Annotated in this window: 28 protein-coding genes; 23 read left to right on the forward strand and 5 right to left on the reverse strand. The window is 60.6% G+C overall.

From position 1 onward, the window contains the following. The first annotated feature begins 181 nt into the window (after positions 1-181). Positions 182-1,228 carry a S49 family peptidase gene (locus ACK41V_RS09365; protein WP_409781068.1) on the forward strand — a complete coding sequence of 349 codons (1,047 nt, stop codon included), beginning with the start codon at positions 182-184 and terminating at the stop codon, positions 1,226-1,228. 136 nt (positions 1,229-1,364) lie between these two features. Here the strand turns inward: ACK41V_RS09365 and ACK41V_RS09370 are convergent, their stop codons facing one another. Beyond that, the gene (locus ACK41V_RS09370) at positions 1,365-2,177 is read right to left on the reverse strand and encodes an SAM-dependent methyltransferase (RefSeq protein WP_409781071.1); all 813 of its coding nucleotides are present in this window, start codon (positions 2,175-2,177) and stop codon (positions 1,365-1,367) included. After that, a complete protein-coding gene (locus ACK41V_RS09375) occupies positions 2,174-2,773 on the reverse strand; it encodes a Maf family nucleotide pyrophosphatase (RefSeq protein ID WP_409781074.1) in 600 nt (199 codons plus the stop codon). The genes ACK41V_RS09370 and ACK41V_RS09375 overlap by 4 nt, the downstream gene beginning before the upstream one ends. Positions 2,774-2,798: 25 nt before the next feature. On the opposite strand from ACK41V_RS09375, the gene ACK41V_RS09380 reads away from it, so the two are divergent. From ACK41V_RS09380 to nagZ, 22 genes are all read left to right on the forward strand, one after another. Then, positions 2,799-3,347: a YceD family protein gene (locus ACK41V_RS09380; protein ID WP_409781077.1), complete on the forward strand. Its 549-nt coding sequence runs from the start codon at positions 2,799-2,801 to the stop codon at positions 3,345-3,347. A gap of 110 nt (positions 3,348-3,457) precedes the next feature. Further along, positions 3,458-3,640, forward strand: a complete 183-nt coding sequence (rpmF, locus tag ACK41V_RS09385; RefSeq protein WP_007830466.1) for a 50S ribosomal protein L32 — start codon at positions 3,458-3,460, stop codon at positions 3,638-3,640. 107 nt (positions 3,641-3,747) lie between these two features. Beyond that, positions 3,748-4,800: a phosphate acyltransferase PlsX gene (gene plsX, locus ACK41V_RS09390; protein ID WP_409781080.1), complete on the forward strand. Its 1,053-nt coding sequence runs from the start codon at positions 3,748-3,750 to the stop codon at positions 4,798-4,800. After that, a complete protein-coding gene (locus ACK41V_RS09395; protein ID WP_409781082.1) occupies positions 4,801-5,778 on the forward strand; it encodes a beta-ketoacyl-ACP synthase III in 978 nt (325 codons plus the stop codon). It abuts the gene before it with no gap. 59 nt (positions 5,779-5,837) lie between these two features. After that, complete coding sequence (gene fabD / locus ACK41V_RS09400) at positions 5,838-6,788, forward strand: ACP S-malonyltransferase (RefSeq protein WP_409781085.1); 951 nt, start codon at positions 5,838-5,840, stop codon at positions 6,786-6,788. Then, positions 6,785-7,531, forward strand: a complete 747-nt coding sequence (gene fabG / locus ACK41V_RS09405) for a 3-oxoacyl-ACP reductase FabG (RefSeq protein WP_409781088.1) — start codon at positions 6,785-6,787, stop codon at positions 7,529-7,531. Before fabD ends, fabG begins: the two co-directional genes overlap by 4 nt. 103 nt (positions 7,532-7,634) lie before the next feature. Next, a complete protein-coding gene (gene acpP / locus ACK41V_RS09410) occupies positions 7,635-7,874 on the forward strand; it encodes an acyl carrier protein (protein WP_003058049.1) in 240 nt (79 codons plus the stop codon). Positions 7,875-7,922: 48 nt separating this feature from the next. Next, complete coding sequence (fabF, locus tag ACK41V_RS09415) at positions 7,923-9,167, forward strand: beta-ketoacyl-ACP synthase II (protein ID WP_409781098.1); 1,245 nt, start codon at positions 7,923-7,925, stop codon at positions 9,165-9,167. Between the two features lie 448 nt (positions 9,168-9,615). Next, positions 9,616-9,795: a hypothetical protein gene (locus ACK41V_RS09420; protein ID WP_409781101.1), complete on the forward strand. Its 180-nt coding sequence runs from the start codon at positions 9,616-9,618 to the stop codon at positions 9,793-9,795. A 13-nt stretch (positions 9,796-9,808) separates the two neighbouring features. Beyond that, positions 9,809-10,435, forward strand: a complete 627-nt coding sequence (gene rpoE / locus ACK41V_RS09425) for an RNA polymerase sigma factor RpoE (protein WP_409781104.1) — start codon at positions 9,809-9,811, stop codon at positions 10,433-10,435. 58 nt (positions 10,436-10,493) lie between these two features. Then, positions 10,494-11,105, forward strand: coding sequence for a sigma-E factor negative regulatory protein (locus ACK41V_RS09430; protein WP_409781181.1), 612 nt, complete (start codon positions 10,494-10,496; stop codon positions 11,103-11,105). Between the two features lie 43 nt (positions 11,106-11,148). Then, the gene (locus ACK41V_RS09435; RefSeq protein WP_409781107.1) at positions 11,149-12,219 is read left to right on the forward strand and encodes a MucB/RseB C-terminal domain-containing protein; all 1,071 of its coding nucleotides are present in this window, start codon (positions 11,149-11,151) and stop codon (positions 12,217-12,219) included. Between the two features lie 170 nt (positions 12,220-12,389). After that, on the forward strand, positions 12,390-13,865 hold the full coding sequence (locus tag ACK41V_RS09440) for a Do family serine endopeptidase (protein WP_409781109.1): 1,476 nt from the start codon (positions 12,390-12,392) through the stop codon (positions 13,863-13,865). Between the two features lie 496 nt (positions 13,866-14,361). Next, positions 14,362-16,170: a translation elongation factor 4 gene (lepA, locus tag ACK41V_RS09445; protein ID WP_409781112.1), complete on the forward strand. Its 1,809-nt coding sequence runs from the start codon at positions 14,362-14,364 to the stop codon at positions 16,168-16,170. After that, positions 16,170-17,144: a signal peptidase I gene (lepB, locus tag ACK41V_RS09450; RefSeq protein ID WP_409781114.1), complete on the forward strand. Its 975-nt coding sequence runs from the start codon at positions 16,170-16,172 to the stop codon at positions 17,142-17,144. The genes lepA and lepB overlap by 1 nt, the downstream gene beginning before the upstream one ends. A 37-nt stretch (positions 17,145-17,181) precedes the next feature. After that, positions 17,182-17,544, forward strand: coding sequence for a DUF4845 domain-containing protein (locus ACK41V_RS09455; RefSeq protein WP_409781117.1), 363 nt, complete (start codon positions 17,182-17,184; stop codon positions 17,542-17,544). Next, complete coding sequence (rnc, locus tag ACK41V_RS09460) at positions 17,545-18,228, forward strand: ribonuclease III (RefSeq protein WP_409781120.1); 684 nt, start codon at positions 17,545-17,547, stop codon at positions 18,226-18,228. Next, complete coding sequence (era, locus tag ACK41V_RS09465; protein WP_409781123.1) at positions 18,225-19,229, forward strand: GTPase Era; 1,005 nt, start codon at positions 18,225-18,227, stop codon at positions 19,227-19,229. Before rnc ends, era begins: the two co-directional genes overlap by 4 nt. A 239-nt stretch (positions 19,230-19,468) precedes the next feature. Beyond that, positions 19,469-20,230 (forward strand): DNA repair protein RecO, encoded by a 762-nt coding sequence (gene recO / locus ACK41V_RS09470; RefSeq protein WP_409781126.1) that lies wholly within the window; start codon positions 19,469-19,471, stop codon positions 20,228-20,230. Then, the gene (locus tag ACK41V_RS09475; RefSeq protein WP_409781129.1) at positions 20,227-21,012 is read left to right on the forward strand and encodes a pyridoxine 5'-phosphate synthase; all 786 of its coding nucleotides are present in this window, start codon (positions 20,227-20,229) and stop codon (positions 21,010-21,012) included. Before recO ends, ACK41V_RS09475 begins: the two co-directional genes overlap by 4 nt. Before the next feature lie 58 nt (positions 21,013-21,070). Beyond that, the gene (gene acpS / locus ACK41V_RS09480; RefSeq protein ID WP_409781131.1) at positions 21,071-21,466 is read left to right on the forward strand and encodes a holo-ACP synthase; all 396 of its coding nucleotides are present in this window, start codon (positions 21,071-21,073) and stop codon (positions 21,464-21,466) included. A 73-nt stretch (positions 21,467-21,539) separates the two neighbouring features. Then, positions 21,540-22,709 carry a beta-N-acetylhexosaminidase gene (gene nagZ, locus ACK41V_RS09485; RefSeq protein WP_409781134.1) on the forward strand — a complete coding sequence of 390 codons (1,170 nt, stop codon included), beginning with the start codon at positions 21,540-21,542 and terminating at the stop codon, positions 22,707-22,709. A 103-nt stretch (positions 22,710-22,812) separates the two neighbouring features. On the opposite strand, the gene ACK41V_RS09490 is transcribed toward nagZ, so the two are convergent. The 3 genes from ACK41V_RS09490 to lysS form a co-directional block, all read right to left on the reverse strand. Beyond that, on the reverse strand, positions 22,813-23,484 hold the full coding sequence (locus ACK41V_RS09490) for a mechanosensitive ion channel family protein (protein ID WP_409781184.1): 672 nt from the start codon (positions 23,482-23,484) through the stop codon (positions 22,813-22,815). A 62-nt stretch (positions 23,485-23,546) separates the two neighbouring features. Further along, positions 23,547-24,581: a diguanylate cyclase domain-containing protein gene (locus ACK41V_RS09495; RefSeq protein ID WP_409781137.1), complete on the reverse strand. Its 1,035-nt coding sequence runs from the start codon at positions 24,579-24,581 to the stop codon at positions 23,547-23,549. Between the two features lie 54 nt (positions 24,582-24,635). Then, entirely contained in the window at positions 24,636-26,180 is a 1,545-nt protein-coding gene (gene lysS / locus ACK41V_RS09500) for a lysine--tRNA ligase (RefSeq protein WP_409781140.1), read from the reverse strand. Positions 26,181-26,293 lie beyond the last annotated feature (113 nt).

Here is a 26,293-nt window from a genome sequence, read left to right on the forward strand (position 1 = left end):
TTGGATCTGGCAAGGCGCGAACCGGAGCGATACCGGGTGTATCGCGAGGATTTGCAACGCTGCCAGAGGCGAAAAGACGCCTTTTATGTGCCAGATAGCGGGAAACACTGCACTATGCAAATCTGGATGAATGACCTTTACGCGCTGACGCCTGCGTCCGCACAGCGCCAGGACGCATGACATGACCGATCCCCAACAACCCGGTTCCTCGGGTTTTGACCCCAAAAGCAATCCCGCGCCCGACTTGTGGGCGCAAGCAGCTACAAATTCAGGAGCATCTGTGAGCGATTCACCGCGTGAACCCGGTTGGGAGCGTGCCACGCTGGAAAAGCTGGCCTTCTCCGCACTCAATGAGCAACGCAGCGCCCGCCGCTGGAAAATTTTCTTCCGACTGGCCTGGCTGGTTCTGATCGCTGCCGTGGTGTTTACCGCGCTGCGCCAGGCGTCGCCCAGCACCAGCAAAAGCTCCCCGCACACGGCTGTGGTGGACATCAAAGGCGAAATCGCTTCGGGTGCTGAGGCCAGCGCCGAGTTTGTGGTGGCCGCCATGCGCAGCGCGCTCGAAGACGAAGGCTCGCAAGCCCTGGTGCTGCTGATCAATTCGCCCGGTGGCAGCCCGGTGCAGGCGGGCATCATCAACGACGAGATCATTCGCCTGAAGGCCAAACACAACAAGCCTATCTACGCCGTGGTGGAAGAAACCTGCGCCTCCGCTGCGTACTACATCGCCGCCGCGGCTGACGATATCTATGTGGACAAGGCCAGCATTGTGGGCAGCATCGGCGTGCTCATGGACGGGTTTGGCTTCACCGGCACCATGGAAAAGCTCGGCGTGGAACGCCGCTTGCTGACAGCGGGCGAGAACAAGGGCTTCCTCGACCCCTTCAGCCCGCAGACCGAAAAGCAACGCGCTTATGCGCAAACCATGCTCGACCAGATCCACCAGCAGTTCATTGCGGTGGTCAAGGCGGGCCGGGGTGATCGGCTGAAAACCACGCCAGACACCTTCAGTGGCTTGTTCTGGACGGGTCAACAGGCGGTCGAAATGGGTCTGGCCGACAAGCTCGGCAACCTGGACTACGTGGCGCGCGAGGTGGTGAAGGCCGAGGACATCATCGACTACACCCGCCGCGACAACGTGGCAGAGCGTCTGGTCAAGCGCTTTGGTGCCGCCATGGGCGTAGGGGCGGTCAAGTCACTGTCCGGGGCGGGCCCCCAGCTGCGCTGAGGTGGCTCTGGCGGCCACGTCGGCCATCAGGTTACCGACTTCGCGCAGCTAAATAGTGGTCAAATTGGCCTCTAGCGCTTATTCCATAAGCGCTAGTAGCTATCAAAAATATAGTAATCGCCAGGAGTGTTGTGGCTTAGCGCCCCAAGGCGAAAACGACCGGGGTGCGGTTGTCTGGCGGTGCAGGTTGCTGCCGCCATTGGTGCACCAGCTTGCTGTGAACGCGGGCAGAGGGCAGCGTCAACCCACTGGCCAATGCCAGCCGGGTCTGGGGCTGTAGTGTCTGCACCAGCGCTTGCCACAGCGCCGCGTTGCGGTACGGGGTCTCAATAAAAAGCTGCGTCTGCCCGGTTTTGTGGGCCGTGGCCTCCAGCTCCTTGATGCGCTGCGTGCGCTCTTGTCCATCTTGCGGCAGATAGCCCACAAAGGCGAAGTTCTGCCCGTTCAGCCCGCTGGCCGCGAGTGCCAGCAGCAGTGAAACGGGGCCCACCAGCGGAACCACGGTGATGCCCAGGTCGTGTGCGGCACGCACAACCGACGAGCCCGGGTCGGCCACGGCGGGCATGCCGGCTTCGCTGACCAGACCGATGTCGTGCCCCGCCAGCGCGGCGGCGAGCAGCGGCCGGGCATCGAACGGGGCCGAGCCCTTGTCGCCGTGGTCCCCTTTTTTATGAACCTCGCGGGGCAGCTCTGTGATCTCTTGTTGCTGCAGCGGGGCCGCCAGGGGGTGCAGAGCGTCGATGCGTTTGAGGTAGGCGCGGGTGCTTTTGGCGTTCTCGCACACCCAGTGGGTCAGGCGGGCGGCCGTCTGCAGCGTGGCGGAGGGCAGGGCGTCTTGTAACGCGGCCTGGGTGTCGCACCCAAAGTCGAGCGGTGCGGGCACCAGGTACAGGCTGCCTTTGCTTTCGCCGTTGCCGTTGCTGGCGGTAGCGGTGGGTGCACCCATCATGGCAACACCAGTCCCGCAGCGCGCAGCATGCGGCAGGTGCGGATCAGGGGCAGGCCGATGAGGGCAGTGGGGTCATCGCTGTGGATCGCGTCCAGCAGCGCGATGCCGAGGCCCTCGCTTTTGGCGCTGCCAGCGCAGTCATACGGCTGCTCGGCCCGAAGGTAACGTTCGATTTCGTCGTCGGTCAGCGCCCGGAACTTCACTTCCACGGGCGCCAGGTCCACCTGCTCAAAGCCGGTGGCAAGGCACACCACAGCGACGGCGGTCTGGAACACCACGGTCTGGCCGCGCATCTGGCGCAGCTGTTGCACGGCACGTTCGTGGTGCCCCGGCTTGCCCAAAGGTTCGCCCGCAAGGTCTGCCACCTGGTCCGATCCGATCACCACCGCCTCGGGGTGTTGCTCCGCCACGGCGCGCGCCTTGGCCAGCGCCAAGCGCAAGGCCAGTGTGCGTGGGGCTTCGCCGGGCAAGGGTGTTTCGTCCACATCCGGGGCGGTGACGTCAAAAGGCAGGTTCAATCGCTGAAGCAATTCACGCCGGTAGCGCGAGGTAGAGCCCAATACCAGAGGGCGTTGCAGGGAGGGGGATTGATGCATGCGCCGATTCTCTTACACTGCGCCCATGACCAAGGAATTCTCCCCGTTGCGCCTCGACGTCAAAGCCTTCGCACAGGCGGGCGCGCGGCTGTCGGGACACGAATCACTTTTGAAGTACGAACGCCTGGCCCAGGAGGCCAAAGGCCTGCATCCCGACCTGCTGGTGGACTGGGAGGCGATGGGTGAGGTGCGCACCGCGCTGGGCGGTATCGGTCAGGTATGGCTGCGCATCAAGGTGCGGGCGAGTTTCCCCATGGAATGCCAGCGCTGCCTGACCCCTGTCGATGTGCCGCTGGAAGTGGAGCGAGAGTTCCGTTTTGTGGCGGACGAGGCCACGGCAGAGGCTTTGGACGACGAGAGCGAAGAAGACTTGCTTGCCATGAGCCGCGAGTTTGATCTGCACGAGCTGATCGAAGATGAACTGCTGATGGCCCTGCCTGTCGTGCCAAAACATGACGAATGTCCCACCTCGGTGCCGCTGGCATCGTCGGACGACGATTTCGAGGAAGCCAACGCTGAAAAGCCCAACCCCTTTGCCGCGTTGGCGTCGCTGCGCAAAGAAGACAAGGGCTAATCAGGCGGCCCAAAAATCATTTGGGTTATAATCGTGGGCTTCACGCGAACCCCATCGTGTCTTTTGGGCTGATCGCGTTTTTACCAACCTATTCCAGATCAGGAGCCATCATGGCCGTTCAGCAGAACAAAAAGTCCCCTTCCAAGCGCGGTATGCACCGCTCGCACAATGCTCTGGTGGTGCCAGGCATTGCTGTGGAACCCACTACCGGTGAAACGCACCTGCGTCACCACATCAGCCCCAACGGTTTTTACCGTGGCCGCCAGGTGCTGAAGAACAAGTCTGAAGCCTGACTTTCGCCCCATCCAAAGGCCCGTTGCTACTAAAAATGTAGCGCGGGCCTTTGTTTTGACCGTCGTATTCATCTTTCGGCCTGCCTGGCCGACCGGACAAGTCGCCCATGATCACACTGGCTGTTGACTGCATGGGGGGCGACCATGGCCCCCGCGTCACGCTCGCGGCGTGCCGCCAGTTTCTCGACCACCACCCTGACGCCCGTCTGCTGCTTGTCGGTCTGCCGGACAGCTTGCAGGCGTTTTCGCACGACCGTGCCACCATCGTTCCTGCCTCCGAAGTGGTGGCCATGGACGACCCTGTGGAAGTCGCCTTGCGCAAGAAGAAGGATTCTTCGATGCGTGTGGCGATTCAGCAGGTCAAGGATGGAACCGCGTCTGCGGCTGTCTCTGCCGGCAACACCGGCGCGTTGATGGCCATTGCCCGTTACTTGCTCAAGACGCTCGATGGTATTGACCGCCCGGCCATTGCCACGCAGTTGCCCAACGCCCAGGGTGGCGCCACGACCGTGCTGGACCTGGGAGCCAATGTGGATTGTTCGGCAGAGCATCTGCTGCAATTCGCCGTCATGGGTTCGGCTTTGGTGTCGGTCCTCAAAGATGTCGATGAGCCCACCGTAGGTCTGCTCAATATTGGCGAAGAGGTCATCAAAGGCAGCGAAGTCATCAAAAAAGCAGGTGAACTGCTTCGATCGGCTGCCAACTCCGGCGATTTGAATTTTTATGGAAATGTCGAAGGCAACGACATTTTTAAAGGAACCGTGGACATCGTGGTGTGTGACGGTTTTGTGGGCAACGTCGCGCTGAAAGCGAGCGAGGGTGTTGCATCGATGGTCATTGGTGGGTTGAAGGCAGAGTTTTCTCGCCACATCTTCACCAAAATGGCTGCGATCGTCGCCTATCCTGTTCTAAAAGCGCTGATGAGCCGCATGGATTACCGCCGCTACAACGGCGCGGCGCTTTTGGGTCTGCGCGGGCTGGTGTTCAAGAGCCACGGCTCGGCCGACGCCATGGCGTTCGAGCAGGCGTTGAACCGGGCGTATGATGCAGCCCGCAACAACTTGCTCGACCGTGTCCGGACCCGGATTGCGCATGCGGCGCCCCTTCTGGTGCCTGCAGATGCCCAGCCCAAGCCTGGCGTGGCGGCGACCACACACTAGATGAGACGCTATTCCCGCATTACCGGCACCGGCAGTTATCTGCCACCCCGCCGGTTAACCAACGCCGATCTGGTAGCCGAACTGGGCCAACGCGGCATCGAAACTTCGGACGAATGGATTGTGGAGCGCACGGGTATCCGGGCGCGCCACTTTGCAGCGCCTGACGTGACCAGCAGTGATCTGGGTTTGGAAGCTGCGCGCAATGCCTTGCAGGCGGCCGGGCTGCAGCCCACCGACATCGACCTGATCATTGTGGCCACGTCGACGCCGGACATGGTGTTCCCCTCGGTCGCTTGTATCTTGCAGAACAAACTGGGCGCCAATGGCTGCGCCGCATTTGACGTGCAAGCGGTGTGCAGTGGGTTTGTGTATGCCCTGTCGGTGGCGGATGCCATGATCCAGACGGGTGCTGCCAACCGTGCGCTGGTGATTGGCGCTGAAGTATTCAGCCGCATTCTGGATTTCAACGACCGCACCACCTGCGTGTTGTTCGGCGATGGGGCAGGCGCCGTGGTGCTGGAGGCCTCGGAGACGCCCGGCATTTTGTCGAGCGACCTCCATGCGGACGGTAAACACGTCGACATCCTCTGTGTGCCGGGCAATGTGTCGGGTGGGCAGGTGTTGGGCGATCCCGTGCTCAAGATGGATGGTCAGGCGGTTTTCAAGTTGGCGGTGGGCGTTCTGGAAAAAGCCGCCCATGCCGTTCTCGCCAAGGCGGGTCTGACCGAGGCGGATATTGACTGGCTGATTCCGCACCAGGCCAACATCCGCATCATGCAAAGCACGGCCCGTAAGCTGAAGATGTCCATGGACAAGGTGGTGGTCACGGTGGACCAACACGGCAACACCTCTGCGGCTTCCATCCCGCTGGCGCTCGACCATGCGGTTCGCACAGGCCAGGTCAAGAAGGGCGAAACGCTGCTCCTCGAAGGGGTGGGCGGTGGTTTCACTTGGGGTGCGGTGCTCCTGAAATTGTAGCTAGTAGCGCTTTATCCATAAGCGATAGAAGCTAATTTCATTCATATTTTGGATTTTTCATGAAGTCTTTTGCATTTGTCTTTCCGGGGCAGGGTTCCCAGTCGGTGGGCATGCTCGACGGTTGGGGCGACCACCCTGTGGTGGCGCAGACCCTGCAAGAAGCATCGGATGCCTTGGGTGAAGACATCGCCTTGTTGATCAAGGAAGGCCCGAAAGAAGCGCTCGCAATGACCACCAACACCCAGCCCGTGATGCTGGTGGCGGGCGTTGCCGCCTGGCGCGTCTGGCGCGCCGAGGGTGGCGCTGCGCCCGTGGCGTTGGCGGGTCATTCGCTCGGAGAATATTCGGCCCTGGTGGCGGCCGGTGTCCTCACGCTGGCGCAAGCGGCACCGCTGGTCCGCTTGCGCGCCGCTGCCATGCAGGAGGCGGTGCCAGCAGGCACGGGTGCGATGGCGGCGATTCGGGGCTTGGACGCATCCAAGGTGGTTGCCGGTTGTGCTGAAGCCCTGGCTTCTTTCGGAGCGGGATCGGTGGAGGTGGTGGAAGCCGTCAATTTCAACGACCCAGCGCAGACCGTGATTGCGGGCACCAAGGCAGGTGTCGATAAGGCCTGCGAAGTGCTGAAGGCTGCGGGCGCCAAGCGTGCACTGCTGCTGCCGGTTTCGGCGCCCTTCCACTCCAGCCTGATGAAGCCTGCGGCCGAAAAACTGCGCGTGGCGCTGGCCGAGGTCACGCTTGCCGTGCCCCAGATCCCTGTGGTGAACAATGTCGATGTCGCGGTGCAGCAAGATGGTGACGCGATTCGCGATGCGCTCTACCGCCAGGCTTTTGGCCCGGTGCGCTGGGTGGAGTGTGTGCATGCGCTGAAGGCGCGTGGTGTGACCCATATTGTTGAAAGTGGCCCTGGCAAGGTGCTGGCGGGCCTGACCAAACGCATTGACCCTGAGCTGGTCGGTGCTGCATTGTTTGACATGGCCACCTTGGCTGAAACCCGGGAGTTGTTGGCATGACGGATTCGACCCAGACGGCGCAAGTGGCGCTGGTTACCGGCGCATCGCGTGGCATTGGCGCTGCCATTGCCTTGGAGCTTGCAGCCCGTGGTTATCAGGTCGTGGGAACCGGCACCACGGACGAGGGTGCAGAGCGCATCACGAAGGCCCTGGCGGCCTATCCAGGCTGCCGTGGCGCCAACCTGAACGTGAATGACGGTGCCGCCATCGAGGCGCTCATTGACGCTATCGTCAAGCAGCAAGGGGGTTTGCACGTGGTGGTCAACAATGCGGGAATCACCCGCGACACCCTGGCCATGCGCATGAAGGACGATGATTGGGATGCGGTGCTGGACACCAACCTCAAAGCGGTTTTCAGGGTCAGCCGTGCGGCGATTCGTCCCATGATGAAACAGCGGTTTGGGCGCATCATCAGCATCACGAGTGTGGTGGGGGCCTCTGGCAACCCAGGGCAAGCCAACTACGCTGCCGCCAAGGCGGGTGTGGCGGGCATGACCCGTGCACTGGCCCGGGAGCTGGGCAGTCGAAACATCACCGTCAACTGCGTGGCGCCCGGTTTTATTGAGACGGACATGACGTCTGCGTTGCCGGAAGAACAGCAAAAAGCCCTCAATGCGCAGATCCCTTTGGGGCATATGGGCAAGCCTGAAGACATTGCTCATGCGGTCGCCTATCTGGCTTCGCGTGAGGCTGGCTATGTGACGGGGCAGGAGTTGCACGTCAATGGCGGCATGTACATGTAATTGAGACAAGTTAACGCCGGTTCATCCGGACGGCGGGCTGCTGAGGGGCTTCTCCTGAAGCGGCTAGAATCGCGGATTCATTTACAACCCCCAGAGGGAAACCATGAGCGATATCGAAGCACGCGTCAAAAAAATCATTGCCGAGCAACTCGGTGTGGAAGAGTCTCAAGTCACCAATGAAAAGGCCTTCGTGGCAGACCTCGGTGCCGACTCGCTCGACACCGTGGAACTGGTGATGGCACTGGAAGACGAATTCGGCATCGAGATCCCCGACGAAGACGCCGAAAAGATCACCACGGTGCAAAACGCCATCGACTACGCCAACACCCACCAGAAGGCCTGAGCGGCGCATTGCGCCTGACTCAAGCGATCAGCAAAAGGTTTTTTACGCATGAGCCGTCGTCGCGTTGTCGTGACCGGCCTGGGTTGCGTCAGCCCCGTGGGCAACACGGTGGCCGATTCCTGGGCCAATCTCCTTGCCGGCCAATCCGGCATTGATCTCATTACCAAGTTCGATGCGTCGAACTTTGCCTGCAAAATTGCAGGGGAGGTCAAAGGTCTTGACCTGGAGTCGTACATCAGCGCGAAGGATGCGCGCGCGATGGATGCCTTTATCCATTTCGGCATTGCCGCAGCTGCGCAGGCGGTGCAGGACGCTGGTTTGCCAACGGGTGAGGCTCTCAGCGACGAATTCGCAACACGCATTGCGTGTGTGATCGGCTCTGGAATCGGTGGCTTGCCGCTGATCGAAAACACCCATGCAGAGCTGGTCAGCCGCGGGCCTCGGCGTATCACGCCTTTTTTTGTGCCTGCATCCATCATCAATATGGTGGCTGGCCATGTGTCCATGCGTTTTGGCTTCAAAGGCCCTAATCTTGCGGTCGTGACGGCCTGTACAACAGGCCTGCACTGTATCGGTGAAGGCGGACGCATGATCGAATACGGAGACGCAGACGTGGTGGTGGCCGGTGGGACCGAGGCCACGGTTTCTCCGCTCGGCATTGGTGGCTTTGCTGCCATGCGTGCCTTGTCCACCCGCAACGACGACCCGAAAACCGCGTCTCGCCCCTGGGACAAGGACCGTGACGGTTTTGTGCTGGGCGAAGGGGCCGGGGTGATGGTGCTGGAAGAATACGAACACGCCAAAGCCCGTGGCGCCAAGATTTATGCCGAGCTCAGTGGTTTTGGCATGAGTGCTGACGCAGGCCACATGACCGCCCCCAGCATGGATGGCCCTCGTCGCGCCATGCTCAGTGCTTTGCGCAATGCGGGCTTGAATGCGGATCAGGTCGACTACCTGAACGCTCACGGCACTTCCACACCTTTGGGTGACCTTAACGAAACCAATGCGATCAAGGCGGCCTTGGGCGAGCATGCCTACAAGACCGTGATCAGTTCGACCAAATCGATGACCGGGCATTTGCTGGGTGGTGCGGGTGGAATTGAAAGTGTGTTCACCGTGCTGGCCCTGCACGAGCAGAAGATTCCCCCCACCATCAACCTGTTCAATCAGGATCCTGAGTGCGATCTGGACTACTGCGCCAACACAGCGCGGGACATGAAGATCGATGTCGCAGTCAAAAACAACTTCGGTTTTGGTGGCACCAACGGGACGTTGGTTTTCAAGCGCGTCTGACGGCACTGAACACTCCTGTTTTTCTGGCCCAGCCCGGGCTCTTTGTCGGCGTTCGACTTATTGTCGTCTCGCACGAGCTCTACAGGGGCGAGCTCCAACCTCGTTCGTTGCAGATGTGTGGCGTTGAATGAGCCGAGTGTCGCGGCAGCCGCCTTCTGTTTCTTATCCGCTCAGGCGCAGCGCCGCCTTTGCCGTGGTCTTGGTATCGCTGCTGGTCCTGGGTTTTTGCGCCTTGGCTGCTTGGTCCTTTCAAGGCGCCGGGACGGCCTCCCCTCCAAAATTTGTTGCTTGGATTTTCTGGTGCCTCGCCGGGGTTGGTGCTTTGCAGTGCTGGCGTGGCCAGTTTGTTGGTGCTCTGCATTGGGACGGGCTCCATTGGCATCTTTTAGATCCAGACCCGAAGGGCGTTCCGTGGGCACTTTCTGCGCCTCCCGAAGTCCTTCTGGACATGCAGACCCGCCTTTGGGTGTCTGTATTGCCCGCAGGGCGTAGCCGCATCTGGCTGTGGTTGGAGCGTTCGAGCCAGCCAGAGCGTTGGATGGACTTGCGCCGTGCGGTATATTCGCGCGCCAGACCGGGCGCTGACAACGCTGACGAAACCGCCCCGGCCAACAGCCGTGGGGTGTGAATCCCGAGTACCCATGACTGTAATTCCGCCTTCCCCTCCCGAAGACAGCGATCTCCAACTGGTGGAGCGCACGGTAGCGGGCGATCAGCGTGCCTACGAGTTACTTGTCATCAAATACCAGCGCCGCATCGAGCGACTTATCGGGCGGATGGTGCGTGACACCGACATCATTCCTGATATTGCGCAGGAGACGTTTATTCGGGCCTATCGCGCACTCCATCAGTTTCGGGGGGACGCGCAGTTTTATACCTGGCTGTACCGGATTGCTGTCAATACCGCAAAAAAGGCGCTGATGGACATGAAGCGCAATCCGGTGATTTCAGAGAATGCCCTGCGCGGCAATGACGATGATGATGAAACTTCCCGCCTTGGGCATGAACTAATCAGCGAAGAAACACCCGAAACCGTACTTGCAGCCCGAGAAATTGCGCAAGCCGTGAATGCGGCGATGGAGGCATTGCCCGACGATTTGCGCCAGGCTGTAACGTTACGCGAAATCGAAGGGCTGAGTTACGAGGAGATCGCTACCGCAATGGGTTGTCCCATCGGCACGGTGCGCTCCCGGATTTTCAGGGCACGCGAAGCTATCTCGGCACGCGTACGGCCTTTGCTTGAGAACCAGTCAGGCAAACGTTGGTGAGGTGATAGAAATGAATCAGGCTATATCAGGTAACGACGGGTCTTTGGATAACACCATGATGATCGATGAATTGAGTCAACGTGAACAGCTCTCGGCGCTGGCGGATGGTCAACTGCATGATGGAGAGTGGCGTGATGCCGTGTCTTTTGCTTGCGGTGATGAAGGGCGGTCGACCTGGGAGCTTTATCACTTGGTCGGGGATGTGTTGCGCTCGTCGGAACTAGCGCGGCCCGCAAATCTGGCGTTTATGGCCCGCTTGCGTGAGCAGATTGCGCAAGAAACTATTTCGCCGCGGCCTGCCGAGCCGTTGGTCGCTGTGGTTGCTGCTGCTGGCGTGGACCGGGCTGCCAATGCATCCGTTTTTCGGTGGAAGATGGTTGCTGGCGTTGCATCGCTGGCGGCTGTTGCCGCCATTGGGTGGACGTCGCTGGCCACGCTGCAGGGTACGGGTCAGGCGCCCGGGGGGCAATTGGCTTCCGCTCCGACGCGGTCGGTGGTGCCTGCAGCACCTGTGGTTGCGGTGGTTGACAGTGATGGTCAGCAAGTCATGCTTCGTGACCCCCGTCTCGATGAACTTCTGGCCGCACACAAGCAGTTCGGCAGCACCTCTGCATTGCAGATGCCCGCAGGATTCTTGCGCAACGCGACGTTCGAATCTCCGGGTCGCTGAGGTGGGCGCTGTTCTGGGCGGTTTCTGATGCTGAGAGCGGGTGATGGTTACTTTTGAACTGGTGAAAGAAATCCGCAGCCTGCCCCGTGGTGGCAACAAGCTTCTGTTTGCACTGGCGCTTGGGACCATTTGGATATCAGCGGCTGCTGCTGCGCCCGCCGCTGATGCGCCTGGTCAAGCCACGAGTCGAGTACCAACGGTCGAACGCGATGCGGCGCAGTGGATTGAACGGGTGCGCTTGGCGCCTTGCGCACGGGCGTACACCGGTACCTTCGTGGTGTTGTCGTCCGCAGGGGCGATGGCCAGCTCGCGAATATGGCATGCGTGTGATGGAGCGCAGCAACTGGAACGCGTGGAAGCGCTCAGTGGCACACCACGCACCGTTTTTCGACGCAATGATGAGGTGCGTACGTTCTTGCCCCAGTCTCGGGTGGTTCGCACGGATCAGCGTGAAGCCTCCGGCATTTTTCCACGGGTTCCGGTCGTCAGCGGTGCTTCGATTTCTCAGTTCTACGGGGTGCGCCTTTTAGGGCAAGAGCGGGTAGCGGGCCATGTAGCCGATGTTGTGTGGTTCAAGCCGCAAGACTCTCTGCGGTTCGGTTACCGGCTGTGGAGCGAGCGCGACACGGGACTGGTCGTCAAACTTCAAACGCTGGGCGGGGATGGCCGGGTGTTGGAGCAAGCCGCTTTTTCTGAGCTGGATTTGAATGCTTCGGTCCGCGCAGAACAATTGTCTCGGATGATGGACGCTACGGCGGGCTTCAAGGTGGTCGCTCCTGCTGTGGTCAACACCACCGCGCTGGCTGAAGGTTGGATCTTGCGCCAGCCGGTCGCGGGATTTATCGCGGTAAGTTGCCTTCGTCGTTCAGTCTCTGCGTCAGAAAGCGCTCCAAGCGTGCTGCAGTGTCTTTACTCGGATGGACTGGCTTCGATATCGCTGTTTTTTGAGTCCTTTGATTCGCAGCGCTATCCCGCGGAGCCTCAGGTGACCAGCATGGGGGCTACGCAATTGCTTGCGCAGCGTGTGCCGCCAGACACTTGGGTCACCGTGGTGGGGGAGGTGCCGCTTCAGACACTGCGTCTTTTTGCGGGTCAGCTTGAGCGCGCTCGCTGAGTTTCTGCCGCATCCCCTCACCGCGATTGTCGAGCGGGCCAAGCGCTATGGGAGATGGTCCGAATGGTCATCGGGCGGACGCTGTGCGTTTGGGAACCAAATCGCTGCACACTCTTCACATCACACACAGTTTGTTGACAGCCGTCGCTACAAATCATGAAAGGTCAATGATGCCAAAGTTTGTTTGGGATACGCTGCGCTCCGCGGCACTTGTCAGTGTTTTTGCCGGGGCATCCAGTCTGTTGGTGTTGCCGCATGGAGTCGCCAACGCGCAGCCGTCCGCCGTGGTGAGAGGGTTGCCCGACTTCACGGATTTGGTGGACCAGGTAGGTCCTTCTGTCGTCAACATCCGAACGGTAGAAAAAGCCGCCGCTCGTGGCAATGCCAACGGCATGGATGAAGAGATGTTGGAATTCTTCCGTCGTTTCGGCGTGCCCATTCCGAATGCACCCCGTCAGCAGCGGCCACAACGGCCGCAACAAGAGGAAGACCCCCAGCCGCGTGGCGTGGGATCGGGCTTCATTCTGACGGCCGATGGTTTTGTGATGACCAACGCCCATGTGGTTGACGGTGCGGAAGAAGTCATCGTGACCCTCCCGGACAAGCGTGAATTCAAGGCCAAGATCGTCGGTGCTGACAAGCGCACGGATGTGGCGGTGGTGAAGATTGAAGCGTCGGGGCTGCCCGCGGTCAAAGTGGGTGATGTCAGCCGCCTTCGCGTTGGCGAGTGGGTGATGGCCATTGGCTCGCCTTTCGGCCTGGAGAACACGGTCACTGCAGGCATCGTGAGCGCCAAGCAGCGTGACACGGGCGACTACCTGCCTTTCATTCAGACGGATGTCGCCATTAACCCGGGTAACTCAGGTGGGCCACTCATCAACATGCGTGGTGAAGTGGTCGGTATCAACAGCCAGATCTATTCGCGCTCAGGCGGGTTCATGGGGATCTCGTTTGCGATCCCGATGGACGAAGCAATCCGCGTGAGCGAGCAACTGCGTGCATCGGGCCGCGTTACCCGCGGACGCATTGGTGTGCAGATTGGTCAAGTCACCAAGGATGTTGCTGAATCCATCGGCCTTGGCAAGGCGCAGGGCGCACTGGTGACAGGCGTGGAGACGGGTTCGCCAGCGGACAAGGCTGGCGTGGAGGCGGGGGACATCATCACGCGCTTCGATGGCAAGCCGATTGAAAAGGTGGCGGACCTGCCGCGCCTTGTGGGCAATACCAAACCGGGCAACAAGAGCACGTTGACGGTTTTCCGACGCGGAGCCTCGCGTGACTTGGGCATCACAATTGCCGAGATCGAAGCAGACAAGCCCGCTGTGGCAAAGGCGCCGGAGCGTGAGGAGAAGCCTAAGGCGTCGGTGGCTGCGCAACAGATTGGTTTGGCCGTGACGGAGTTGACCGATGCTCAGAAGAAAGAGTTGAAGCTTCGCGGTGGTGTCGCAGTTGCTGCGGTGACAGAGGCTGCTGCGCGTGCAGGGCTGCGGGAAGGTGACATCATCTTGTCAATCGCCAACACGGAAGTATCGGGCGTCAAAGAGTTCGAAGCTGCACTGAGCAAGGCCGACAAGAGCAAGCCCATCAACATCTTGTATCGCCGGGGAGAATGGGCGCAGTACGCGTTGATCCGACCCGCTCGTTGATGATTTGCGGGGTTTGCGAAGGCGTGATTCCCTGCTTGAGTGCGGGGGCTTTCGCTGCTTGACCGAGTCTGAAGGCGTATTCCACCCGTTTCTAAGATCGAGTTAGATGTTAGCCTGTGCTAACTTTACGCATGGTCTTGGATCAAATTCGATAGAATAGAGGTCCCTGTTCAATGCCAATTGCATATCGACGGGTGCCATGTTCACGATGCGGGATGTTTTTGTGCAATGCACAGCTGATCCACAGCTCACCCACAAGTTGTCCAGCGTTGTTGTTGATGCGACTGTGAATAAGCTGTGTATAAAATCCTTGTTGCACCTTGGCAACTCCCCTCAGATGCAGTTGCCCGGGCTTTCTCGGGCGGGCTTTTTGCCTACAATGAAGATCCAACTATCGCAGTTGCCAATGATTGTTGGTTCAGGGCGCGTCGCCATTCGACGCGCCCTTTTTTCTTGTGCGCACTGTTTTAATTCAATCACTTGACGCTTTCCGTTGATGAACCACATCAGAAATTTTTCCATCATTGCGCACATCGACCATGGCAAGTCGACGCTTGCCGACCGCTTGATTCAGCGCTGCGGAGGCTTGTCAGATCGCGATATGGAGGCTCAGGTTCTGGACTCGATGGACATCGAAAAAGAGCGTGGGATAACCATCAAGGCGCAGACCGCTGCGCTGCAGTACAAGGCGCAGGACGGACAGGTCTACAACCTCAATCTGATCGACACGCCGGGCCATGTCGACTTCTCGTATGAAGTGAGCCGTTCGTTGTCTGCATGTGAAGGCGCTCTGCTCGTCGTTGATGCATCTCAGGGCGTAGAAGCACAGACCGTGGCCAACTGCTACACCGCGCTGGACCTTGGAGTCGAAGTGGTGCCGGTGCTGAACAAGATGGATCTGCCCAACGCAGACCCAGAGAATGCCAAGGTAGAGATCGAGGACGTGATCGGCATTGACGCGACCGACGCCATCCCTTGTTCGGCCAAGACCGGCATGGGCATTGACGAGATCCTGGAAGCCATTGTGGCCAAGGTGCCTGCACCACGTGGCAAGGCAGATGGCCCGCTGCGCGCGATGATCATCGACAGCTGGTTCGATAGCTATGTGGGCGTGGTGATGCTGGTGCGCGTGGTGGATGGCCGTCTGCTCAAGGGTGAGCGCATCAAGATGATGGCGAGCGAGGCGGTGTACAACGCCGATAACCTCGGCGTCTTCACGCCCGCCAACGAGCCGCGCAACTCGCTAGACGCAGGCCAGGTCGGCTACATCATTGCCGGCATCAAAGAGTTGCAGGCAGCGAAGGTGGGCGACACCATTACGCTCGAAAAGAAGTTGCCCAACAACGCGGGCCCAGCTTCTGAGGCGTTGCCAGGCTTCAAGGAAATTCAACCCCAGGTGTTTGCTGGTTTGTACCCCACCGAAGCAAGTGAATACGACTCTCTGCGTGATGCGCTGGAAAAGCTCAAGCTCAATGATGCGTCGCTGCACTACGAACCCGAGGTGAGCCAGGCGCTCGGCTTTGGTTTTCGCTGTGGATTCTTGGGGCTTTTGCACATGGAAATCGTGCAAGAGCGGCTGGAGCGGGAGTTCGACCAGGATCTCATCACGACCGCTCCCAGCGTGGTCTATCAGGTGGTCCGGGCAGATGGCGAAGTGGTGATGGTGGAGAACCCTTCCAAAATGCCCGATCAAGGGCGGTTGGAAGAAATCCGTGAACCCATTGTCACGGTGCACCTTTACATGCCCCAGGACTATGTGGGCCCGGTGATGACTCTGGCCAACCAAAAGCGCGGCGTGCAGATGAACATGGCGTACCACGGTCGTCAGGTCATGCTGACGTATGAGATGCCACTCGGTGAAATCGTGCTCGATTTCTTCGACAAACTCAAATCGGTGTCGCGCGGATACGCATCCATGGACTATGAGTTCAAGGAATATCGAGCCTCCGACGTGGTGAAGGTCGATATTCTGCTCAACGGTGAAAAGGTGGATGCCTTGTCCATCATCGTGCACCGTTCGCAGTCTCAGTACCGCGGCCGTGCCGTGGTCGCGAAAATGCGCGAAATCATCAGTCGCCAGATGTATGACGTGGCCATCCAGGCGGCCATCGGTGCCAACATCATTGCGCGCGAGACCATCAAGGCCTTGCGCAAAAACGTGTTGGCAAAATGTTATGGCGGTGACGTCAGCCGCAAGCGCAAACTCCTTGAGAAGCAGAAAGCAGGCAAAAAACGCATGAAACAGATTGGCTCGGTCGAGGTGCCACAAGAGGCATTTTTGGCTATTTTGCAGGTGGAAGACTGATGCAGTTCATGCAAATCATCACCTCCATGGTGCTGGCCGCTTTTGCGGGCTATATCGGCGCCTGGTACATGGGTGCCATTGAAGGCAACTTTGCGCTTTTGCTGTTTCTGGCCACGGTGGTCACCGGGGCGTACTGGCTGGCCGAGCGGCTGTATTTCCTGCCCCGCCGTCGGCGGGCAGCACAGGCCATCGAAGACGCCGCAGCACAACGTCGCGCCGAATTGGATCGCATGGGCATTCGGCAAGTGGATGTGGATGCGCAAGAGGCCAAGGGGCGCATTCTCATGCAGCCCTGGTGGCTGGACTGGACAGCGGGCCTGTTCCCCGTGATAGCCGCGGTGTTCTTTTTGCGTTCGTTTCTGTTTGAGCCGTTCAAAATCCCTTCGGGGTCCATGATTCCGACCTTGTTGGTCGGTGATCTGATTCTGGTGAATAAATTCACCTATGGCGTTCGCCTTCCGGTGATCCATACCAAGATCATCGAGGGCAACAAGCCAGAGCGCGGTGATGTGCTGGTGTTTCGCTACCCACCGCAACCAAGCCTGGATTACATCAAGCGGGTCGTGGGTGTATCGGGCGACGAGGTTGCCTACATCAACAAGCGCCTGACGATCAACGGCCAAGCCGTGGACACCAAAGCAGCGCCTGATTTTTTTGAAGAAGATTCGATGCGCTATTTCAAGCAGTTCGAAGAACAGCTGGGGAACCAGCCGCACCGCCTGCTGAACAATCCGGATGTGCCCGCCTTTGTGCAGGGTGCTAGCAATTTTGCCTACCGAGACAACTGCCGCTACAGTGTCGAAGGCGTCACCTGCAAGGTGCCTGAAGGCCACTACTTCATGATGGGCGACAACCGGGACAACTCTCTGGATTCGCGCTATTGGGGGTTTGTGCCTGAGGGCAATATTGTCGGAAAAGCCTTTTTTGTCTGGATGAATTTCGGTAGTCTCAAGCGAATTGGTCCATTTCATTGAGCGGGATCCGTCGCAGAACACAAGGAGAGGGTAAATTATGAAATTGCATCGTACAGCCAGCCGGTCGCGTCAGCGCGGCTTGTCATTTTTTGGGCTTGTATTTATTGGCGTGTTTGCTGTTGCCGCTTTCGCGATTGGCGGTCAGTCGGTGCCTATCTTTCTGGAGAATGTCGCCATAAAGAAAGCTGCAGAAAAGGCAAAATTCGAAGGCACGGTTCCAGGTATCAGAGCGGCATTTGATCGGGCTGCGGCTATCGACGACATCACGTCCATCAAAGGCAGTGACCTTGAGATCACCAAGCGCGGTGACAAAACCGTGGTGGGATTCAAGTACTCGCGTGAAATCGCTCTGGCGGGCCCGGCCTTCCTCGTTTACCGCTTCGAAGAGCAGACCAAATAAGTGCATCCTGGCCTTTTAGCGTTGCAGGACCGCCTGCAGTATGTCTTTTCCGATCCGTCCCTCCTTCAGCGCGCTACCACACACCGCAGTTTTTCTGCGGACCACAATGAGCGGCTGGAGTTTCTGGGTGATTCCGTTCTAAATCTGGCCGTGGCAAGCCTGCTGTACCAGCGGTTGTCGGCGCTGCCGGAAGGGGATCTTTCGCGGGTACGCGCCAACCTGGTCAAGCAAGACACCTTGCACCAGTTGGCTTTGCGGTTGAAAGTTTCCGAGGTGTTGCGTCTGGGCGAGGGCGAATCCAAGTCGGGTGGGCAGCAGCGTCCCTCCATCCTTGCCGATGCACTGGAGGCCTTGATCGGTGCTGTGTACCTGGATGCTGGATATGCCAGCGCCGAGGCGTTGGTCCACCGGCTGTTTCAGGGTGTAGAGATCAATCCGCAGATGCAGGCAGCCTCCAAAGACCCGAAAACCGCGTTGCAGGAGTGGCTGCAGGGCCGCAAAATGAAGCTGCCGCAGTACAAAGTGGTGGCGACGGTAGGCGCCGCACACCGCCAGACCTTTGATGTCGAGTGCGATATTCCCGAACTGGGCCTCACCGAGCGTGGCATCGGTGGTTCCCGCCGGGCGGGCGAGCAGGCCGCCGCAGAGGCCATGCTGGCCACATTGAAAGCAAAGAAATTATGAATGATGCTACCAAAGATGTAGCTGGTGATGCAGACCCAGAAAGCGCTCCGGTGCAAAATGACCTGGAAGCCATGCTGGCCGCCGCGGGCGCTCCGGCGGCTATCCCCGGTCAGCGCTGTGGCGTGATCGCCATTGTGGGCAAGCCCAACGTGGGCAAGTCCACGTTGCTCAATGCCCTCGTGGGCCAGAAGATCAGCATTACCTCGCGCAAGGCGCAGACCACGCGCCACCGCATCACGGGCATCCGCACGCGCGAGCAGACGCAGTTCATTTTTGTGGACACGCCCGGTTTCCAAACCCGGCACGCCACCGCGCTCAACAAGTCGCTCAACAAGACGGTCATGGGCGCAATCGGCGATGTGGACTTGATCCTCTTCGTCGTTGAGGCTGGTAACTTCACGCTGGCCGACGCCAAGGTGCTGTCGCTGTTCAAACCCGGCATTCCCACGCTGCTGCTGGCCAACAAGCTTGATATGGTGCACCGCCGCGCCGAGCTGGCCCCCTGGCTCAAGAGCATGCAGGAGCGCCATCCGTTTGCCGAGTTCGTGCCCATGTCGGCCAAGAACAAGGGTGACATTGAACGCCTGTTTGGCATCTGCGCCAAATACCTGCCCGAGCAGGCCTGGTGGTATGGCGAAGACGAGCTGACCGACCGCAGCGAAAAATTCCTGGCCTCCGAGACCGTGCGCGAAAAGCTGTTCCGCTTCACGGGCGACGAATTGCCCTACACCTCGACAGTCGTCATCGACAAGTTCGAGGAAGAAGCCAGCAAGGCGCACAAGCGCATGGTCAAGATCGCCGCCACCATCGTGGTCGAGCGTGACAACCACAAGATGATGGTCATCGGCGACAAGGGCGAGCGCTTGAAGCGCATCGGCACCGAAGCCCGCCAGGAGCTGGAAAAGCTCATGGATGCCAAAGTGTTCCTGGAGCTGTGGGTCAAGGTCCGCTCCGGCTGGGCCGACGACGAAGCCCGCGTGCGCTCGTTCGGTTATGAGTGAGTTCCCCCTGAGTCGCCTGCGGCGCCTTCCCCTCCAGGGGGCGACGTCAGCGGCCGGGCAAAGCCCGTTCCGTGACATCCGCTGGCATGGCCTGCTCCGCGGCCTTCTGATCAACGAGCGCCGTGACGCTTTCGGGCAGTGCGCCGGGCGTTCGAGTGCAGTGGATCTTTGATCTGAAGAGAATTGGCCTCCAGCGCTTGATGGATAAGCGCTAGCAGCTATTGATAACATAGCAATCCATGCCCGCGCGCCGTGTCTCCGATGAACCCGCCTTCGTGCTGCACAGCTACGACTGGAGCGAGTCCAGCCTGATCCTGGAAGTTTTTTGCCGCCAGCAAGGGCGTGTTGCGCTGGTCGCCAAGGGCGCGAAAAAGCCCAGCTCCAACTTTCGCCCGGTGCTGCTGCCGCTGCAGCCCCTTCTGGTGACCTACACGCTCACGGGCGATGGCAATGCGGACATTCACACCCTCAAAGGCGCAGAGTGGGTGGGCGGGCATGTGATGCCCACGGGCGATGCGCTGCTGTCGGGCATGTACCTTAACGAACTCCTGCTGCGCCTGCTGGCCCGCGCCGACCCGCACCATGCCCTGTTCGATGCCTATGCCGGTGTGGTGCGCGTGTTGGCCAGCGAGCACGGTGATGCGCTGGAGCCGGTGTTGCGCAGCTTCGAGCTGCTGTTGCTGCGTGAAATCGGTTTGCTTCCCGGCCTGGATGCGCAGACCATGACATTGGAGCCGCTGAAGGCCACCACGCGCTACACCTTGGTGGCCGAAGGCGGCCTGCGTGCCGCGTCCCCCGCAGACCGCGCGGGCCTGCTTGGCAGCCAGTGGCAAACGCTGCAGCGCGCGCTGGACGACACCGCCAGCTACACCGCCACCTTGCGCGCCTGTGCGCCAGTGGCCGCTGAACTCAAACCGCAGTTGCGGACCTTGCTGCAATACCATTGCGGCAGTCCGATGCTGCGCACCCGCCAGCTCATGATTGACCTGCAGGCCCTATGACACCCACTTCACAGCCATCGCACCGCACCGCCTTGTCGGTCAACGTCAACAAAGTCGCCCTGCTGCGCAACACGCGCCACCTCGGCATTCCCAGTGTCACCCGCGCGGCCGAGTTGTGCCTGCAGGCCGGCGCCCAGGGCATCACCGTGCACCCCCGGCCCGATGAGCGGCACATTCGCGGCCAGGATGTTTTCGAGCTGGCGACGCTGATGAAGGCCTGGCCGGACCGCGAATACAACATCGAAGGCAACCCGTCGCAGAACCTGATGGAATTCATCCGCCAGGTGCGCCCTCATCAAGCCACCTTTGTGCCCGACAGCGAAGACCAGTTCACCAGCGACCACGGCTGGAGCTTTCCACAGGATGCCGAGCGGCTGGCGCCCCTGATCGCCGAGTGCAAGGCGCTGGGCGTGCGTGTGAGCCTGTTCATGGACCCGGTGCCGGAGCAGATGGCCGCTGCCAAAGCCGCAGGCGCTGACCGCGTGGAGCTGTACACCGAGCCGTATGCCGCCGCCTGGGGCACACCACGGCAAGCGGCCCAAATCAAACGCTATGCCGCCGCGGCGCAGGCGGCGCTGGATGCCGGCCTGGGCGTGAACGCGGGCCACGACCTCAACCGCGACAACCTTGCCGCCTTTGTGCGCGAAGTGCCGGGGGTTCTGGAAGTCTCGATTGGCCACGCCCTGATTGCCGATGCGCTGGAGCTGGGCTATGCCGCTACGGTGTTGGCCTACCTGGGCTGCATCCAGGCGGGTTTTGCAGCACAGTCTCATAACTCCTGATTTGATAGCTGCTAGCGCTTGATAGATAAGCGCTAGAGCCAAATTTCATTCAAAAATCATGATCTACGGCATTGGCACCGACATCTGCGACGTGCGCCGCATCGCGGCCAGCCTGGAGCGCCATGGCGACCGCTTTGCCAAGAAGGTGCTGGCCGACGGCGAACTGGCCACCTGGCGTGATCGCAGTGCGCGCTGGCCCGACCGGGGTCTGCGCTATCTGGCCACGCGGTTCTCCGCCAAGGAGGCCTTCAGCAAAGCCATTGGCCTCGGTATGCGCATGCCCATGACCTGGCGCCACTGCGAGGTGGCCAAGCTGCCCAGCGGCCAGCCCGTGATCGTGCTGCATGGCGCGCTCAAGGAATGGTTCGATGCCAAAGGGCTGAAGGCGCACCTGAGCGTGACCGACGAAACAGACTATGCCGCCAGCTTCTGTGTGGTAGAGAAATCTGATTAAAAGTGGGCTCTAGCGCTTGATGGATAAGCGCTGGTAGCTATGTATTAAATAGCAATCTGATGTGTGACACCCTATGACCGAACACGCCCCCCTCATCCTTGACGTCGCTGGCACCACCCTCAGCGCCGATGACCGCCGCCGCCTGGCCCACCCGTTGACCGGCGGCGTCATCCTGTTCGCCCGCAACTGGGAAAACCGCGCACAGCTGCTGCAGCTCACGAGCAGCATCAAGGCCGTGCGCGACGATCTGCTGATCTGCGTGGACCACGAAGGCGGCCGCGTGCAGCGTTTTCGCACCGATGGGTTCACGCACCTGCCGCCGATGCGGGCGTTGGGCGACATGTGGATGGATGATGGCAAAGGCGCCAAGGCCGTGCCCGGCAGCGGCGCGCTGCGTGCCACCAATGCGGCCACAGCGGCAGGCTATGTGCTGGGTACCGAACTGCGCGCCTGTGGTGTCGATTTCAGCTTTACCCCCGTGTTGGACCTGGACTGGACGGAAGATGCCCCCACGCCAGCGCAAGCGCTGGCTGCCCCCCGAGGGGGCCCGGAAAGCTTGGGGCGGCCCGGCGCTTCCCGGAGCGGTGTCATCGGCGACCGCGCGTTTCACCGCGACCCCCGTGTAGTGGCGCTGCTGGCCAAAAGCCTCATGCACGGCCTGCTGCAGGCCGGCATGGCCAACTGCGGCAAACACTTTCCAGGCCACGGTTTTGTCAAAGCCGACTCGCACACCGAGGTGCCCGTGGACAACCGCAGCCTCAAGGCCATCCTGGCCGACGACGCCGCGCCGTACCCCTGGCTCAGCAGCACGCTCACCAGCGTGATGCCCGCCCATGTGATCTACCCCAAGGTCGACAGCCGTCCCGCAGGCTTTTCGCAGCGCTGGCTGCAAGACATCCTGCGCCGCCAGATGCGGTTTGACGGCGCGATCTTCAGCGATGACCTGAGCATGGAGGGCGCCCGCCGCCTGGACGGCCAAGTGGTTAGCTACACCGATGCCGCCATCGCCGCGCTGGCTGCGGGCTGCGACTTGGTGCTGCTGTGCAACCAGAGCGTGGGCGACGGCAAGGCCGTGGACGAATTGATCAATGGCCTGGACGCCGCCCTGTCAAAGGGCAAGTGGCAACCTAGCGTAGACAGTGAGTCCCGCCGGTTGGCGCTGCTGCCGGAAACCCTGCCGCAGCCTTGGGACGACCTGATGTATCAGCCCGCGTATCTGCAGGCTCTGGATTTGTTGCCCTGAACAAACTTGAGCGCCAGGAGTCGACCGGACTTGGCGCGTCGATGCCCCCACAGGGTCTGCCGCGGCGATTTGCAGCCGACGGGTTTCAAGTCCGACAGGCTTTTTAGGGCGTATTAAAAGGCCCGGGTACCACCGGCGGTGGAGCTGCCACGGAGGCCGTTGCGGCACCCTCGATGGGCTCTGCGGCGGGTGCTGGCGGCGGTGGCACGCCATTGAACCGGCGCACCACACGCTGAAAAATCAGCGAGTTGGGTATCTGCAGCCACGCACCGCCATGGGCCGCGGTGTTGTGCGCCGCGCCGTGGTCTTCGAGGGTGGTGTAGAGCAGGTTGATGTCCACCACGCGGCCCTTGGCGCCCGGTTTTTCTGCCGTGTCCAGCACCTCGATGTAGTCACCGATGCGGAACGGGCGCACCGTAAAGATCAGCAGCGCGCAAAACAGGTTGGACAACACGCTCCACGCGGCAAAAAATGCCACGGCCCCCACGGTGGCAAAGCCGGTAAAGGCCGTCCACAGCACCGTGGCCGACACGCCCATGCGTTCAAGCATCAGCAGCAGCGCACTGGCGATGATGAGCCAGCGAATCAGGCCGTTGATGGGCACCAGCAATTCATCGGGCAGCTGGTAGTGCGCGCTTGCGCGGCGCACCAGGCGGCGCAAGGTGCGCTGCAGCAGCCAGGCCACCAACACGATCAACAGGATCTGCACGCCGGGGACGATGACTTCGAGCCAGTCTTGCACCCAGTCGGGCAGGCGGTCGGTCAGAACTTGCATGCGCGAAGCAACGGTGCGGGCGTTGCGCTCGGTCGCGCTGAACGAAAAAGCAGAAAAGAAACTCAATTGCGCAATTGCTCCACGGTGTCCATTTGCATTTCAAAACTGAAGAAACGATTGCGGCCCTGCGCCTTAGCGGCATACAGGGCCTGGTCGGCGCGCATGATCATGCTCTCGGCGTTGGTGCTGTCGTCGGGCACGCAGGTGGTGATGCCACCCGACAGCGTCAGCATGTCGCCCAACGGTGAATCCGCGTGCGCAATAGCGCGCACCTTCAGCAATTGCCCCAATGCCCGCGCAAAGGTCATGGCGCCTGAGCGGGGTGTGTTGGGCAGGATGAGCGCAAACTCCTCGCCGCCATAACGCGACGCCACATCGCGCGGACGCACACACACCTCGCGCAGCAGACGGCCCACTTCCTTCAGGCAGGCGTCGCCTTGCAGATGCCCGCTGGCGTCGTTGAACAGCTTGAAGTGGTCCAGGTCGCACAGCATCAGCGTGAGCGGCGAGCCGTCGCGGCGCGCTGACAGAATTTCGCTGTGCAGAATGCGGTCAAAACCCCGGCGGTTGACGAGGCCCGTGAGGGCGTCGACCTCCACCATTTCGTTCAGGCGCAGGTTGGCTGCGTGCAATTCGGACGACATCAACACCAGTCTGCGGCGCATGTCCAGCAGCCGCCGCATGGCTCGCAGCTTGGCCATCAGCACAATGGGCTTGACGGGTTTGACGAGGTAGTCGTCGCCGCCCACTTCAATGCCGCGCCATACGTCCAGTTCGTTGTCCAGGCCCGACAGGAAGATGATGGGGGTCCAGTCGCCCGCCTCGCTTTCGCGCATCTGTTGCGCCACCCAGTAGCCATCTTTGCCGGGCAGTTTGATGTCCAGAAGCACCAGATCGGGCCGATGGGCTTTGAACAATTGCAGCGCGGTGTGGCCCTCAGGGGCTTCAAAGATGTCCGCCACACCGGCCCGCCGAAGCTCGGCGACCAACGCTGCTCTCACAGATCGCTGGTCTTCCACCACCAGCACCGAGAACCCTCCGCCCGAGGGCGAGGCTTCGGTGGCTGGGTACGGTGCGCTGCTGGGCGTGAATGGCACGGTGGTGACTCCTGGGGCCGATAAACGGCGTGATCTGGTGGGCGAAACGCCCCCTCAGGACTCCCGGCGCAGGGCAGGGAACAGGATCACGTCGCGGATGCTGGGGCTGTCGGTCAGCAGCATCATGAGCCGATCAATGCCGATACCGCAACCCCCTGTCGGTGGCATGCCGTATTCGAGCGCCCGCACAAAGTCATGGTCATAGAACATGGCTTCGTCGTCACCGCTGTCCTTGGCGGTCACCTGGGCGTGGAAGCGGGCGGCCTGGTCTTCGGCGTCGTTCAGCTCACTGAAACCGTTGCCAAATTCGCGACCGGTGATGTACAGCTCGAAGCGCTCGGTCACCTCGGGGCGCGTGTCATTGGCGCGCGCCAGGGGCGAAATCTCGGTGGGGTGTTCCATGATGAACGTGGGCTGCCACAGCTTGTCTTCCACCGTTTCTTCAAAGTACAACACCTGCAGGCTGGCCAGCGTGCGGCCCGAGAGCTTGTTCTTTTCTTCGCTCAGCCCCAGCTTTTTGAGGGCGCTGATCAGCCAGGCAGCGTCGTCCACATGGGCGCCAGCTTCGGTGTACTGGAAGATGGCTTCGCGGATGGTCAGGCGGGCAAACGGCTGGGTCAGGTCCACGGCACGGCCCTGGTAGGTCATCTGCAGCGAACCCGTGGCCTTCAGGGCCACTTCACGGATCAGCGTCTCGGTGAAATCCATCAAATCCAGGTAGTTCCAGTACGCTGCGTAGAACTCCATCATGGTGAACTCGGGGTTGTGGCGCACCGAGATGCCTTCGTTGCGGTAGCTGCGGTTGATTTCGAACACGCGCTCGAAACCGCCCACGATCAGGCGCTTCAAATACAGCTCGGGCGCGATGCGCAGGTACATCTCTTGTTCTAGTGCGTTGTGGTGCGTCACAAACGGCTTGGCATTGGCGCCGCCCGGAATCGGGTGCAGCATGGGCGTTTCGACTTCGAGAAAGCCATGGCTCACCATGAACTCGCGCAGACCGCTCACAGCCTGGCTGCGCGCTAGAAAACGCTTGCGCGCGTGTTCGTCGGTGATCAGGTCGACATAGCGTTGGCGGTATTTCTGCTCCTGGTCGGCCATGCCGTGGAACTTGTCGGGCAGGGGGCGCAGGCTCTTGGTCAAGAGGCGCAGGCTGGTCACCTTGACCGACAACTCGCCCGTCTTGGTCTTCATCAGCGTGCCTTCGGCACCCACGATGTCGCCCAGATCCCAGTGTTTGAAGGCCGCGTACAGGTCTTCACCCAAGGCATCGCGGGTGACGTACAGCTGGATGCGTCCTCCCACTTCACCCAGCGATCCGTCCTGAACCGTGGCAAAGCTGGCCTTGCCCATCACGCGCTTGAGCATCATGCGGCCCGCCACCGAGACATTCGCTGGCGCGGCCTCCAGCGACTCGTTCGTGGCAGTGCTGTGCTCCAGGTGCAACTGGGCAGCTTTGTGGCCAGGCTTGAAGTTGTTGGGGAAGGCAACGCCTCCCCCGTTGGCCTGGGCCTCGCGCAGAGCACGGAGTTTTTCACGGCGCTCGGCGATGAGCTGGTTTTCGTCCTGAGGGGGGAGGGTGGTGGTGTTATCAGACATGGAGAGCCGCCCGCAAATGGAGGCGTTCAGAGGCGTTTATTCGGACCAAAACCTGCGATTTTAGTTTTTTGCACATGCCATGGGGAGTTTCTGTCTTTCCGAGCCTCGATAAT

The organism is Acidovorax sp., assembly GCF_046291265.1.
Taxonomy (GTDB): domain Bacteria; phylum Pseudomonadota; class Gammaproteobacteria; order Burkholderiales; family Burkholderiaceae_C; genus Acidovorax.